This window comes from Kribbella sp. NPDC048928, assembly GCF_043197975.1.
Lineage (GTDB): Bacteria > Actinomycetota > Actinomycetes > Propionibacteriales > Kribbellaceae > Kribbella.
The window spans coordinates 273,845-287,324 of sequence record NZ_JBICUC010000003.1; the positions used below are offsets into that span (position 1 = coordinate 273,845).

Annotated in this window: 12 protein-coding genes; 8 read left to right on the forward strand and 4 right to left on the reverse strand. The window is 69.1% G+C overall.

Going from position 1 to position 13,480, the window contains the following annotated elements; genetic code table 11:
- Window positions 1–8: 8 nt before the first annotated feature.
- Window positions 9–806: a helix-turn-helix domain-containing protein gene (locus ACGFI6_RS14725; RefSeq protein WP_393118599.1), complete on the reverse strand. Its 798-nt coding sequence runs from the start codon at window positions 804–806 to the stop codon at window positions 9–11.
- Between the two features lie 84 nt (window positions 807–890).
- On the opposite strand from ACGFI6_RS14725, the gene ACGFI6_RS14730 reads away from it, so the two are divergent.
- Window positions 891–1,310, forward strand: coding sequence for a hypothetical protein (locus ACGFI6_RS14730; RefSeq protein WP_393118601.1), 420 nt, complete (start codon window positions 891–893; stop codon window positions 1,308–1,310).
- Window positions 1,311–1,332: 22 nt separating this feature from the next.
- Here the strand turns inward: ACGFI6_RS14730 and ACGFI6_RS14735 are convergent, their stop codons facing one another.
- Window positions 1,333–3,126: a DEDD exonuclease domain-containing protein gene (locus ACGFI6_RS14735; RefSeq protein ID WP_393118603.1), complete on the reverse strand. Its 1,794-nt coding sequence runs from the start codon at window positions 3,124–3,126 to the stop codon at window positions 1,333–1,335.
- A gap of 174 nt (window positions 3,127–3,300) precedes the next feature.
- Between ACGFI6_RS14735 and ACGFI6_RS14740 the strand changes: the two genes are divergently transcribed.
- The 7 genes from ACGFI6_RS14740 to ACGFI6_RS14770 all read left to right on the forward strand — a co-directional run bounded on the left by ACGFI6_RS14740 (window position 3,301) and on the right by ACGFI6_RS14770 (window position 11,607).
- Window positions 3,301–4,608 (forward strand): NYN domain-containing protein, encoded by a 1,308-nt coding sequence (locus ACGFI6_RS14740; protein WP_393118605.1) that lies wholly within the window; start codon window positions 3,301–3,303, stop codon window positions 4,606–4,608.
- 92 nt (window positions 4,609–4,700) lie between these two features.
- Window positions 4,701–4,928 (forward strand): hypothetical protein, encoded by a 228-nt coding sequence (locus tag ACGFI6_RS14745; RefSeq protein ID WP_393118607.1) that lies wholly within the window; start codon window positions 4,701–4,703, stop codon window positions 4,926–4,928.
- Between the two features lie 289 nt (window positions 4,929–5,217).
- A complete protein-coding gene (locus ACGFI6_RS14750; RefSeq protein WP_393118609.1) occupies window positions 5,218–6,279 on the forward strand; it encodes an NlpC/P60 family protein in 1,062 nt (353 codons plus the stop codon).
- Between the two features lie 117 nt (window positions 6,280–6,396).
- Complete coding sequence (locus ACGFI6_RS14755) at window positions 6,397–7,884, forward strand: hypothetical protein (RefSeq protein WP_393118611.1); 1,488 nt, start codon at window positions 6,397–6,399, stop codon at window positions 7,882–7,884.
- Window positions 7,877–9,118 (forward strand): M48 family metallopeptidase, encoded by a 1,242-nt coding sequence (locus tag ACGFI6_RS14760; protein ID WP_393118613.1) that lies wholly within the window; start codon window positions 7,877–7,879, stop codon window positions 9,116–9,118. Before ACGFI6_RS14755 ends, ACGFI6_RS14760 begins: the two co-directional genes overlap by 8 nt.
- A complete protein-coding gene (locus ACGFI6_RS14765) occupies window positions 9,115–10,233 on the forward strand; it encodes a glycosyltransferase family 4 protein (RefSeq protein WP_393118615.1) in 1,119 nt (372 codons plus the stop codon). The genes ACGFI6_RS14760 and ACGFI6_RS14765 overlap by 4 nt, the downstream gene beginning before the upstream one ends.
- A gap of 222 nt (window positions 10,234–10,455) precedes the next feature.
- Window positions 10,456–11,607 carry an alanine--tRNA ligase-related protein gene (locus ACGFI6_RS14770; protein WP_393118617.1) on the forward strand — a complete coding sequence of 384 codons (1,152 nt, stop codon included), beginning with the start codon at window positions 10,456–10,458 and terminating at the stop codon, window positions 11,605–11,607.
- A gap of 157 nt (window positions 11,608–11,764) precedes the next feature.
- Here ACGFI6_RS14770 and ACGFI6_RS14775 read toward each other — a convergent pair whose 3' ends face one another.
- Together ACGFI6_RS14775 and ACGFI6_RS14780 are read right to left on the reverse strand one after the other, a co-directional pair.
- Complete coding sequence (locus tag ACGFI6_RS14775; RefSeq protein WP_393118619.1) at window positions 11,765–12,748, reverse strand: DMT family transporter; 984 nt, start codon at window positions 12,746–12,748, stop codon at window positions 11,765–11,767.
- Between the two features lie 44 nt (window positions 12,749–12,792).
- Window positions 12,793–13,464 carry a hypothetical protein gene (locus ACGFI6_RS14780; protein WP_393118621.1) on the reverse strand — a complete coding sequence of 224 codons (672 nt, stop codon included), beginning with the start codon at window positions 13,462–13,464 and terminating at the stop codon, window positions 12,793–12,795.
- Window positions 13,465–13,480 lie beyond the last annotated feature (16 nt).

Below are 13,480 nucleotides of genomic sequence, written 5' to 3' on the forward strand. Positions count from 1 at the left end.
TCCGGTACTCACGTCTCGACCCGCTGAAGCATAGTGCGGTCGAGTCCCCGCAGCGCCCGCGCCGTCGGTTCGTCCGCGGGCAGGAACGCCTCCATCCGCAGTTCGGAGACGGTGACGTCGATCGCCGTACCGAACCGGGTCAGTGTGGTGACCAAGCGCAGCTCTCCGCTCGCCGAGCGCAACCGCAGCGGCACGGCGAACCCGACGTGGTCCGGACCCGTCTCCGGACGCGGCGGGATCAGCGTGACGAGGTCCGCGATCAGCTCGTCCACGCCGAGACCCGGCACCAGGGCGGCCTCTCGCGTCAGCCCGTCGATCACGTGCCACGACCACTCGGCCAGGTTCACGATTCGTGGCGCCAGGCCGTCGGGGTGCAGCAGCAGCCGCGGCAGCGAGACGGGCGGCTCGAGCAGGTACGGCGCGACGCCGGCAGCGAGCGCGTCGAACGAGCTGTTCGTGAGCACGACGTCGGCGCGCCGGTCGACCACAAGCGCGGGACTCGGGCGGTGCCCGTCGAGGATGGCGGTCAGCGCGCGGCGGATCGCGCCGAGATCAGGTGAGTCGTACGGCGTCTCGTCGTACGCCGGGGCGTACCCGCCGGCCACGAGTAACTGGTTGCGCTCCCGCAACGGCACCTGCAGCGACTCCGCGAGCCGGATCACCATGTCGCGTCCGGGCACCGACCGCCCGCTCTCGATGAAGCTGACGTGCCGCTGCGTGGTCCCCGCCCGCACGGCCAGCTCGAGCTGACTGACACGCCGGCGAGCGCGCCACGACCGCAGCCCCTCGGCCATCACAGATGTCATGCCGTAGTTCTAACGCACACCACCGACAGTCCATACCCAGCAGGGAATTGTCCGGCCGCGCGCACCACCGGCAAGGTCGTGGATGTGAACAACAACGCAGCCGAAGAGCTGGCACACCGTTATGTAGCAGTCTGGAACGAGCCCGACGCCGACGCTCGCCGGAAGGCCGTCGAGGAGCTGTGGACCGAGGACGGCCTGCATGTCCTGGAGCCACCTGAGGAGATCGCCAAGCGGGCGAGCGAGATCGGCGTCACGGCGAGCCTGGAGGCGCGGGGGTACGAGCAGCTCGTCAACCGGGTGAGCACGGCGTACGGCGAGTTCGTCGCGCCGGGGGAGTACGAATTCGTACCGCACGGGACGGCCGCCGTACTCAGCGACTTGGTGAAACTGCGCTGGGCGATGGTCCCGGCCGGCGGCGGAGAGGCGCTTGCCATCGGCATCGATCTGCTGCTGCTCGCCGCGGACGGCCGGATCCGCACCGACTACCAGTTCATCGAGAGCTAGGCGCGGGACTGGGAGACACGCCCTAACCTACGCGCACCGGCCCGAGTGGGCGGAGGTGGCGGCGGCGTTCGGTGGGGTGGTGGTGGGCGTCGGAGTGCGAGTTGTCGAGGCGGGTGAGGTGCCGGCCGGCGCCGCTCACCGGGCAGGTCCAGGTGCCGTCCATCTCGACCAGCCGGACACCGGGGAGCTCGAGCCAGCGCAGGATCAGCTCGATCTCCTCCGGCGACGCCGCCGCGACCGGACCGATCCCGGGCAGCACCGTCTCGGCCGACGCCCGCAGCATCTCCAGATGCGGTCGCGGATCCGTGCCGCGCGGGCTGAACCCGGCCGCCGCGAGCCGGCCGCGCCGGATCACGTGCAGCTCCCAGCCGCCCTCGTCGGTCCGCCTGGCGGCACAGATCTCCGCGCAGCCGGTCACCGACGCCATCCGCTGCATCCGCGCCGAGCTCCGTACGAACGCGCTCAGCCGGTCGCGCTGGACGGCGGCGTCCTCGAACCGCTCGTCCGCGGACAGCACGTCGATCCGCCGGTCCAGTGCGTCGACGACCGGCGTCGGGTCCACGGTCAGCGCGGACCGCAGCGCGCTCACGAACTCGCCGTACGAATCCATCGAGATCCGGCCGTCGCACGGTGCCACGCACCGGCCCATCTCGGCCAGTACGCACGGCGACAGCTGTGGGCGCCGAGACATCCGGGCCGTGCACTGCCGGATCGGGAACGCCTCGTGCAGCGCCGCCATCGCCCGCTCGGCGGTCTTCTTCGAGCTGAACGGGCCGAGGTACCCGGCGTCGTCGTCGCGCACCTGTTTGACCAGCGAGAGCCGCGGAAACGGTTCGACCGTGACCTTCAGCCAGTGCTGCCGCTCCGGGAACTTCGACCGCCGGTTGTACCGCGGCTTGTGCTCCGCGATCAGCCGCAGCTCGCGGACCTCGGCCTCCAGCGGCGTACCGCACTCGATGCCGCGGACACCGGTGGCGATCCCGACCATCTCGCCGATCCGGTTCCGGGTCTCGGAGGCGGTGAAGTACGAGCGGACGCGGGTCCGCAGGTCCTTGGACTTCCCGACGTACAGCACCTCGCCGCGGTCGTCGGTGAACAGGTACACACCCGGTGCGTGCGGCAACGACTCGGCCAGATGCCGTTTCGCGCGGACCGCCGGCGCGACCCGCGCCGAGAACGTCTGCAGGTCCTCCACCGTTTGCACGCCCAACGACCCGACCCGCTCGAACAGCCCGTGCAGCACGTCGACGGTCGCGCGCGCGTCGGACAGCGCCCGGTGGTTGGGCGTGACCGTTGTCCGGAACAGCTTGGCCAGCGTGCCGAGCTTGCAGTTCGGCGCCTCGTCGGGGGTGATCACCCGGCGGGCCAGCAGCGCGGTGTCGACGACGGCGAAGTCGGGCCAGTCGTACCCGTGCACCTGGGTCTCGTGCTTCAGGAAGCCCATGTCGAACGGCGCGTTGTGCGCGACCATCACGCAGCCGTGCGCGAACTCGAGGAACGCGGGCAGCACCGAGTCGATCCGGGGTGACGAGGCAACCATCAGGTTCGAGATACCGGTCAGGACGGCGATGAACGGCGGGATCGGCTCCGCCGGATTGACCAGGGTCTGGAACTCGCCGATCACCTCACCGGCCCGCACCTTCACCGCACCGATCTCGGTGATGCCGCCCTCACCCGGCGGATTGCCCGTGGTCTCCAGGTCGACGACGCAGAAGGTGATGTCGCGCAGCGGCGTCCCCAGGTCGTCGAAACTGTGCTGCACACCACGGATCGGCGACGTCGGATCCGCAGCAGCTGCCTGTCCTGGGCTGGTCATGGCCACGACGCTAAGAGCCGCCACCGACAATTCCGCAGGTGACACGCCTGCGAGTCGACTAGGCTCTCTGTATGCGTACACAGGCGATCACCGTGGATCAGGGCCCCGGGCCCGGTCGCTGTGGTCTGCGTCACCGGCCCGTTCGGGCCGCCGTTCCGGCCGGACAGCGGACCGGTGACTGAGGCCGGCACCGCCGCGAGCTCCGCCGCTACGACTTTGCCTGAACCGGTCCGGCAACGCGTTCTGACGCTGGCCGCGCACGCCCTCGGCCAGCTCCCCGCGACCGACGTCCCGGCGCCGCTGCGCCGGTTCGCCAGCTTCGCGCCGGCGAAACGCGCGAAGCTGTCCGCGTCGGTCCTCGGGCCGATCCTGGAGACCGACGACCACTTCCGCAAGCTGACCGCGTTCGAGGTACGGCGGGCGCACCCGGAGCTCGGCGACGCGATCGCGGACGGCGTACCGGTACCTGCCGCCGATCCGGTCGAGGTCGCTGCCCTCGCGTACCTGCTCCGTCCGGACGGCTGGGAGCAGCACGTCGCCGCGGCAGCCCAGGTCCCGGTGGAGGACCCGCGCGCCGACGCCGCCGTCGTCGACCGGCTGTCCGACCAGCTCGACCACGCCCGCACCGAGACCCGCCAGGTCCGCGAACGGCTTCGTGAACAGGTCAACGAGCTCAAGGGCGAGAACGTCACGCTCCGCCGCAAGCTCAACGAGGCCCGGCAGCGCATCACCGGCCTGCAGACCGAGGTCGAGCAGCGCACCAAGGAGGCCGAGACCGCGGACGAACGGGTCGACGCAGCCCGTGCCGAGGTTGAGCGTGAGCTGCGCAAGCTCCGTACCCGCATCACCGAGCTGGAAGCGGTCGAGCACGCCGCCCGGCGGACGGCTGGACAGGAGCGCGAGCTCGCAACGACGCGTACCAGGCTGCTGCTCGACACGTTGCTCGAGGCAGCGAGTGGGCTCCGCCGCGAGCTCGCGCTGCCACCCGGGGGAGAGCTCCGTCCGGCGGACACCGTGGCCGGCTCGGAGCCGGATGCGGCGCCGATCGGACGTACGGCACCGGAAGACGACCCGGCGCTCTTCGACGAGCTGCTGTCGTTGCCGCAGGTGCATCTGATCATCGACGGCTACAACGTGACGAAGACCGCTTGGCCCAACTCGCCGTTGCACTCGCAGCGTCAGCGCCTGGTGACCGCGTTGGGCGCGCTGGTCGCCCAGCGTCGTGTGGAGGTCACGGTGGTGTTCGACGGCGCCGAGATGTCCGGGCCGGTGCAACTGAATTCGCCGCGCGGGGTACGGGTGCGGTTCAGCCCGGCCGGAGTGATCGCCGACGAGGTGATCCGGCAACTGGTCCGCGCGGAGCCGCCGGGCCGTCCGGTCGTGGTCGTCTCCACCGACCGCGAAGTTGCCGACAGCACCATCAAACTCGGCGCCCGCGCACTGTCGGCCACGAGCCTGATCGCCCGCATCGCCCGGCCCTAGAGCCTGTCTGGCACCAGAAACTGTCGGCGGGGTTCTCTAGCGTCCTTCTCAGCCGGATGCAAGTCCGGGTGCTTCCCCACTTGGAGGATGTTGTGCTGATCGACTGCGACGCATGTGTGATGAAGGGTCCGGGGTGCCAGGACTGCGTTGTCACGGTGGTCCTCGGATTCTCCGCGGAGCGCTCCGGCAGCCTGCGGATCGACGACGACGAGAAGGCCGCTCTGGACGCGCTGGCCGAGTCCGGTCTGGTTCCACCGCTGCGCCTGGTGCACGCGGTGGACAGCATCGATCCCGCCGCGCCCGAGGAGCAGACCGGCTGACGCTCCCGGTATGTCAGGACCATCGTGCCGAAACCCCTGTGACGACAGGCGAAACGGTCGTTTGGCAGGCGACCGGCTTCGTTAATTTTCGATCAAACCCGAGGGGCGAATTGCACTGGTCACGAAACGGTCACTACTGTTACCTCTCGTTGCCTCAGGGTGTCGGCCGCTCCGGCCGACCGGGCAGCAGCAAGCCGAGGGAGTGATCCGGCGGATCCCGCGGACGTGATGTCCGTGGCGAGCCAGGTCAACGGGGACGGCGCGAGCAGAGGAAGGGACCGACCGGGCTGTGTCCATCGGACGCGTCAACCGCACCAAGGGAATCGCCCTCGCCGCCATCACCAGCACGGCAGTCGCCGCGGGTGTGTTCCTGATCCAGGGAGCGGCGGACGCCGACCCCAAGCCCACCCTGGCGGATGCGAAGAAGCAGGTCGCCGCCCTCGAGCACCAGGCCGAAGTGGCCGGTGAGTCGGCGAACGACCTTCGCGGCCAGATCACCGCCTCCCAGGCGCGGGTGAACGCGCTGAAGGCCGGGATCGCCAAGCAGCAGGGCCAGGTGGACGCGGTGAAGCGGCAGATCGGCTCTCTCGCGGTGGCCGGCTACCAGACCTCGGGCATCTCCACGACGGCGCAGTTGCTGCTGTCGAGCAACCCGGACCAGTTCCTCAGCCAGGCGTCCACCGCCCAGGCGTTCGCCGGCCAGCAGAACTCGGCACTGCGTCGCTACCAAATCGCGCAGGGCAAGCTCACCGACCTGCAGGCGAGCGAGCAGACCGAGCTGTCGGCGCTGCAGGCGGTGCAGACGAAGCAGAACGGCTTCAAGAAGCAGCTCCAGACGAACCTCGACAACGCCCAGAAGGTCCTCGACAAGCTCAGCGAGGCCGACCGGAAGCGGATCGAGGAAGAGAACAAGAAGGCCGCTGAGGAAGCGCGCAAGCAGCGCCCGACCCGCGACAGCGAGCGGACCAGCGATGACAAGAACCTGCCGAACATTCCGGCCAGTGGCCGCGGCGCGATCGCGATCAACGCGGCGCTGTCCCAGCTCGGCGACCCGTACGTGTGGGGCGCCGACGGCCCGAGCTCGTACGACTGCTCCGGTCTGACCATGTACGCGTGGGCCAAGGCCGGTGTTTCGCTGTCGCACTCCTCGAAGGCACAGGCCGGTGAAGGCCGCCGGGTCAGCAGGTCCGAGCTCGCCCCGGGCGACCTGGTCTTCTACTACAGCCCGATCAGCCACGTCGCCCTGTACCTCGGCAACGGCCGGATCGTGCACGCCCCCCGTCCGGGCAAGAGCGTGGAGATCGCCCCGCTCGACGAGATGCCGATCAACACGATGGTCCGTCCGGGCTGACCTGAGACCTTTGACATACTCTGCGGCTCCGGGGGCTCTTCCCCGGAGCCGAGTCATGTCACGGTGTCACCTGACGGTGTCGTGCGGTAGCGATGCCGTAGTGTCGAAGGAGGCCGGGTGTCCCGCCTGACAGGGGCAGGTGAGCAGCGAGGGGCCGAGGTGATCGACGAGCACGGCGATACGGTTCCGCTGCCGATGATCCCGTCCGACGGTGACCCACAGGAGTCGTTCGATCACGTACAGGAGCCGGATCCGCAGCGCCCGCCGTTCGCGCCGATCCTGAAGAAGGTCGCCCTCGGTCTGGCCGTCTGTCTGGTCGCCGGGGCCGGGTACGCCGGGTTGCAGCACATCGCGAACGCGCCTGCGGACCCGAACGCGCGGGGCGGGCACCAGCCGCCGTCCGCGACCTCGAGTACGCCCGACCAGGCGCAGGCCGGTGTCCAGCGGGCCGTCGCCGGCGAGGCCGTCCTGCAGAAGATGGCCGACGCGGTCGTGCACGACGACCGCACCGAGTTTCTGAACACCATCGACCCGAACACGCCGACCTTCCGGACCAGTGCGCGGACGATCTTCAGCAACCTGAGTACGCTCCCGCTCGGCACGTTCCAGTTGCGCTATGTGAGCGACGACGAGGGCGCTCTGACGCCGGACCGGCAGGCCCAGCTCGGCGGCACGCAATCCTGGTTGGCGCAGGTCGAGGTCTCTTGGCAGCTCTCCGGGTTCGACGTGACGCCGGCCCGCGAGACCCTCCCGGTGACGTTCGTCACCCGCGACGGGAAGACGTACGCCGCCTCGTTCTCGGAGCGGTTCGCGGCCGGGCAGCGGCGTCCGGTGTGGGCGCTTGGCGCGATCGAGATCGCCAAGGGCAAGCACAGCCTCGTGGTCAGCCTGGACGCCGGCTCCGATGCGAAGTCGGAGGCGAAGAGCTACGTCTCGGTCGCCGACAAGGCCGTCGAGTCGGTGAGCAAGGTCTGGGGCAAGAAGTGGCGGCAGAAGGTGATCATCTTCCTGCCCGCCAAACAGGCCCAGATGGAGGGCATCCTCGGCGCCAAGCCGAACACGTACACCCAGATCGCGGCCGTCACGATGGCCGAGCTGGACACTCCGGCGGTCGGTGCGCCGGTGCGGATCGTCGCGAACCCGAAGTTGTTCGAGGAGCTCGGCAAGCAGGGCCGCCGGATCGTCCTGACGCACGAGACCACCCACGTCGCGTCGAACGCGACGGCCTCGCCGGTTCCGTTGTGGCTGGCCGAGGGGTTCGCGGACTACGTTGCGTTCACCGCCGTACCGGTGCAGGACGACTCGGCGGCAAAGGAACTCTTCAAGGCGGTCCATGCCGGGCACGTACCGGCAGGGTTGCCGACACCTGAGGCGTTCGCGGCCTCGGCGACCGAGTTGCCGCAGGCGTACGAATCCGCGTGGCTGGCCTGCCGGCTGATCGCCGAGCGTGAGGGGCAGGACAAGCTGGTCGCGTTCTACCGCGCCGTCCACGCGTCGAAGAGCTCGACCGGGCTCGCGGATGCGTTCAAGTCGGTGCTCGGGATGACCGAGGCCGAGTTCGTCGTCCAGTGGCAGAAGTACCTTGAGAGGCTGGCAGGTGACTAAAGGCTCGTGGGCGCCGCGCGCCACGGGTGGTCTGCTCGCGCTCGCACTGGTCTTCACGATCGCCGTCACCACACCGTGGCACCTGATCGACCTGCCGAAGCCGGACGCCGCGCTGGACTTCAGCACGGCGGAGATCGCCCGGCAGAACGCGTTCCGGCACGAGATCCTGAAGTGGTCGACGACGTCCTGGATCATCTCGCTGGTGGTTCCGCTGGCGATCGGTTTCAGCCCGCTGGGTCGCCGGATGTACGACGCGCTGCGCGTCCGCCCGTGGTTCTTCGCCGTACCGGTCGTGGTCGCCGGGATCGCCCTGATCACCAACCTGCTCACCGTCCCGACCGATGTGCTCGCGGAGCGGGTCAGCCTGAAGTACGGGCTCTCGGTGGAGAACTGGCGGCTGTGGGTCTGGGACCGCGGCGTGAACTGGTTGCTCACGTCGCTCGGGGTTGCGGTGATCGCGGTCGTGCTGATGGCCCTGGCGAAACGCTCGCAGCGCGGCTGGTGGTTGCCCGGCGCAATCATCGCGGCGTTGCTCGTGCTCGGCGTCTCGTTCGCGTACCCGGTGCTGGTCGAGCCGCGGTTCAACAACTTCACGTCGATGCCGGCCGGTGCCCTGCGCAATGACCTGTTCAAGCTCGCGGATGAGGACGGCGTACCGGTCAAGGACGTGCTGGTCGCGGACGCGTCGAAGCGGACGACGGCATTGAACGCGTACGTCTCCGGCTTCGGATCGACGCGGCGGCTCGTGGTGTACGACACGCTGCTGAAGGACACGCCGCCCGCACAGGTCCGGCTTGTGGTCGCTCACGAGCTCGGTCACGCGGCCGAGGACGACGTACTGCACGGCACGCTGATCGGCGTTCTCGCAACGGCGTTCGGCATCGTCTTGCTGTACTTGTTGCTCGGAGCCCGGATGTCCGACCCGCGCCGGGCCGGACTGTTCGTGGCGCTGATGGTCGTCGCGACAACACTCGGCAGCCCGGTGCAGAACCTGGTCAGCCGCAAGATCGAGGCGCGCGCCGACTACCACTCACTGCGGCTGACGAACGACCCGCAGGACTTCGTCGCGATGCAGCGCGATCTGGCCGTCCGGAACATCTCCGGCCTGGACCCGAGCGCCTGGCGGTACTGGATGTTCGCGACCCACCCGACGCCGCCGGAGCGGATCGCGATGGGCCGCGCGTGGGCGGCACAGAACGGCGTCACGGTCCCGCCGCTGGCTAGTGTCCCGTGACCGTCCTGGTCGTCACCAACGACTTCCCGCCGCGGCAGGGCGGCATCGAGACGTTCGTCCGGTCGCTCTGCGACGAACTGCCGGACGTGGTCGTCTACACATCACGTGAGGCCGGCGATGTGGCGTACGACGCGACACTGCCGTTCCCGGTGATCCGGGACCGTACGTCGATGTTGTTGCCGACGGCCCGCAGTACCCGACGTGCCGTGCAGTTGATGCGCGAGTACGACGCGGACCGGATCCTGTTCGGGGCCGCTGCGCCGCTCGGATTGATGGGGCCGGCGCTGCGGCGGGCGGGGGCGCGGCGGATCGTCGCGATGACGCACGGGCACGAGACCTGGTGGGCCGGCGTACCGGGTGCCCGGCAGGCGCTGCGGCGGATCGGGGATGCGGCGGACACAGTCACCACGGTGTCGTCCTGGTGTGCGGAGCAGATCGCCCCGGCGCTGTCGCCGGGGGCCGTGCAGCGGATGCGGCGGCTCACGCCGGGGGTCGACAGTGGTCGCTTCCATCCTGGTTGCGGTGGGCAACAGATTCGTCAGGGGCTCGGGCTGGAAGGAGTTCCGGTGGTGGTCTGCGTGTCCCGGTTGATCCGGCGGAAGGGGCAGGACACGCTGATCCGCGCGTGGCCGCGGGTTCTCCAGGCCGTGCCGGATGCGCGGTTGCTGCTGGTCGGCGGTGGTCCGGATCGCGGGTACCTCGAGGAGTTGGCGGTTCGGTACGGGGTCGCGGACGCAGTGGAGTTCACCGGGCCGGTGCCGTGGGCCGAGATCCCGCCGTACGTCGATGCGGCCGATGTGTTCGCGATGCCGTGCCGGACCCGGCGGTTCGGGCTGGAGCCGGAGGCGCTCGGGATCGTCACGCTGGAGGCGTCGGCTGCGGGTAAGGCGGTGGTCGTCGGTGATTCCGGGGGCGCGGCCGACACGGTGCGGCACGGTACGACGGGTTACCTGGTCGACCCGTACAACCCGGCGGCCGTCGGCGCGCGCGTTGTCGGATTGCTGACAAACCGCCAGGACCGTGAAGCGCTGGGTGCAGCGGGCCGTCAATGGGTCGAGGCCGAGTGGGGCTGGAGTCGCTCGGGCGAGGTGCTGAGAGAGCTGCTCGACGTGTGACCGTGGGAGTACTGGTGGACAGGTGGCGGCGATGGTCGTGTACTGTTGCTGACATGCACCGAATGTTCCGACTTGCCGCAGCCGTACGAGCTTCATGCTCTCCGGCTGCCGCGGCCTGACTTTCTCTGCTTCTCCCACCGGCGACCGGAAACGGTTCGCCGGTTTTGTCGTTTCTGTAGCCGGTGGTCTGGTTCCGGTCCTGTACCGACAAGGACACGAACCATGAACCTCACCAGGACCTTCATCGACTTCTTCATCGACCACGGCCACGTCCCGACGACGGGGTCCACGCTCATCCCGCGGCTCGGTGATCCGGTGCTCTTCACGACCTCCGGAATGCATCCGCTCACGCCCTATCTGGAAGGCGAACCACATCCACTGGGGCGCCGACTCACCGGCGTGCAGCGATGCTTGCGCACCACCGATCTCGACGAGGTGGGGGATCCGACCCACCTGACCGTGTTCGAGATGCTCGGCTCGTGGTCGCTGGGGGACTACGGGAGCCGCCAGACCCTGCAGTGGGGGTACGAGCTGCTCACCACCCGCCTCGGCCTGGACCCGAAGCGCCTGTACGTGACCGTGTTCGGCGGTGACGGACAGGTGCCGCTCGACCAGGAGTCACTGCGTACGTGGCAGGAGCTCGGCCTGCCGATCGAGCTGACCACCGACGACAACTGGTGGTCGAACGGCCCGACCGGCCCGTGCGGCCCGGACTCGGAGATCTTCGTCTGGACCGGCGACGGCGATCCGGAGGGGACGCCGACCACCGACGACCGCTGGGTCGAGGTGTGGAACCACGTGATGATGCGGTACCGCCGCCTCGACGACGGCTCGCTCGAGGACCTCAAGCAGCAGAACATCGACACCGGGCTCGGGCTGGAGCGGCTGACGATGCTGCTCGAGGGCAAGAAGTCGGTGTACGAGACCTCGCTGTTCGAGCCGTGGATGCGGATCGTTCCGAAGCTCTGGACGCTGGACGAGCAGTCGCAGCGGATCGTGATCGACCACCTGCGGTCCAGCATCGTGATTGTCGGCGACGGCGTGCACCCGTCGAACACCGGCCGCGGGTACGTGCTGCGCCGGCTGATCCGCAGAATGTTGACAATCCTCTGGCAGAACGACGACTCGCGCTCGCTGTCGGATGTGCCGGTCGAGCTGTTCGAGCACACGCAGAACCACTTCCACCAGGGCGAGACGGTGACGCTGATCCGGCGGATCCTGATCGACGAGGAGATCCGGTTCAGCAACCTGCTCGACCGCGGGCGGAAGGTGCTCAGCCACGAGCGGTTCCACAAGTCGCTCGACGACACCGACTACGAGTACCTGCACGAGACGCACGGGCTGCCCCGTGAACTCGTCGACTCGCTGCGGTGAGTTGCGTACCGGCGAACGGGTAGTGGTAGGCCGCGACGCTCAACCGAAAGCCCGGCGGAGCAGGCTGACGGCCCAACCGCTACTCGTCGTCCGGTGGCGAGCCGACCACTACCCGTCGCTCGGTACGCGCCGGCCGCTACCCGTTGTTCGGTACGGCTCAGATGCCGGCCGGATCCAGGACGTCGGCGTTTGGAGCGTCCGGGGTCTCGGAGGGCGGGATTTCGGGGGAGGCGACCTTTCCGACCGACGACTGGGCGACGAACGCACCGGCCAGGACGATCACGCCGCCGATGATCTGGTTGGTGCGCAGCGTTTCACCGAGCAGCACCAGCGCGAAGACGCAGGCCGCGACCACCTCGACGTACGCGACGGCACCCGCGATCGGCGCCGACAGCCGCTGGACGGCGGCCGCGCCCGCGAGGTACGCGACGACCGTGCTCACAACGATCAGCCAGGCGGCCATCACCCATCCCGGTGCGTGCCGGTGGCCGATCGCGACCGTGTCGACGAGCACGTGCCACGGTGTCCGCCACGGTGCGGCGATCAACGTCAGTACGACAGCGCCGACGACACTGCCCGCTGCTGTCATCACCAGTGGATCCGCGGCACCGGTCAGCCGGTCGATGAGGATGAAGTACGTCGCCTGACAGGCGGCCGCGCCGAGCCCGGCGAGCAGGCCGATCGGATCGATCCGCAACCCGGACCAGATCTCGGCCACCGTCGCGAGACCGACGACCGCGATGCTGACCCCGATCGCGGCCGACCGCGGTACGGCGACCTTCTGCCCGAACTTGAGCCACGCGACCACCAGCACCGGCCCGGAGAACTCGAGCATCAGGGCCACGCCGACCGGCAGTCGGCTGGCGGCGACAAAGAACAGTGTCTGGCAGCCGGCAATCCCGGTCAGCCCGTAGACAACCAGCGCCTTCCAGGACGCCCGCGCGGCGCGCAGACCGGCGCGGCCGCGGAACGCCAGCACGAGCGGGACGAGCAGCGCCGCGGCGCCGAGGATCCGTACCCAGGCCGCCTGTTGCGGGGTGAGACCGGCCCCGATCAGCGCCTTGGCGAACGGCCCCGAACCGCCGAAGGTGACCGCGGAGAAGACCGCGAACCCCAACCCCACCGACTTCGTGCTGTACATGAGCAAACGGTCTCACGCCCATTACAAGCCTGTCGAGTGGGATCTCAGAGGACGTTCACCGCGCGGGCCGCGATGATGGCGATTGTCAACAATGAGATTGCCGACTGGACGCCCATCAGCACCTTGGTCCGGGACGTCAGCGGCATCGTGTCGGTCGGGCTGAACGCGGTCGCGTTGGTGAACGCGACGTACAGGTAGTCGGTGAAGCCGGGCAGCCAGTCCTTCCAGCCCGGCAGGTCGACGGTCATCTGCGGGAACAGCAGGTCGGCGCGCTCGGCCTCGCGTTCGTGTTCCGGTGCCCGCGCGAACGGTCCGCCGCGGTCGACCTCCCAGTACCAGACCGCGAACGCGACGACGTTCGTCACCCAGATCAGCAGTGCGCTCTTCACCAGCACGCGGCCCTCGTTCGCGTCGCCGTTGTTGAGGAAGAAGATCATCCCGGCCAGGTAGAAGGCGTTCACCGCTACCAGTACGCCGACGAGCACTACCTCGACCGAGCGCAGCCAGGGCTCGTCGCGGCGCAGGTGGAACGGGTTCATCCACACCAGCGGTACCAGCAGGAGGAACCCGAGCGCCGGCATCAGCCATCGCGGGAGCGTGTTGATCTGCGTCGGCACCAGCAACTGCAGTACGAGGACGGCGAACACCGCCAGCGACGCCGGCCAGCGCCGGGTGTGGCGGGTGCTCGGTGGTCGAACCTTCGTCGGCTTGCTCACCAAAGCATTCTCGCGC

Excerpts from the sequence above, each read along its gene's own strand:
- ACGFI6_RS14725 (WP_393118599.1), bottom strand. The coding sequence starts at position 806 with ATGACATCTGTGATGGCCGAGGGGCTGCGGTCGTGGCGCGCTCGCCGG.
- ACGFI6_RS14735 (WP_393118603.1), bottom strand. The coding sequence starts at position 3,126 with ATGACCAGCCCAGGACAGGCAGCTGCTGCGGATCCGACGTCGCCGATC.
- ACGFI6_RS14770 (WP_393118617.1), top strand. The coding sequence starts at position 10,456 with ATGAACCTCACCAGGACCTTCATCGACTTCTTCATCGACCACGGCCAC.
- ACGFI6_RS14775 (WP_393118619.1), bottom strand. The coding sequence starts at position 12,748 with ATGTACAGCACGAAGTCGGTGGGGTTGGGGTTCGCGGTCTTCTCCGCG.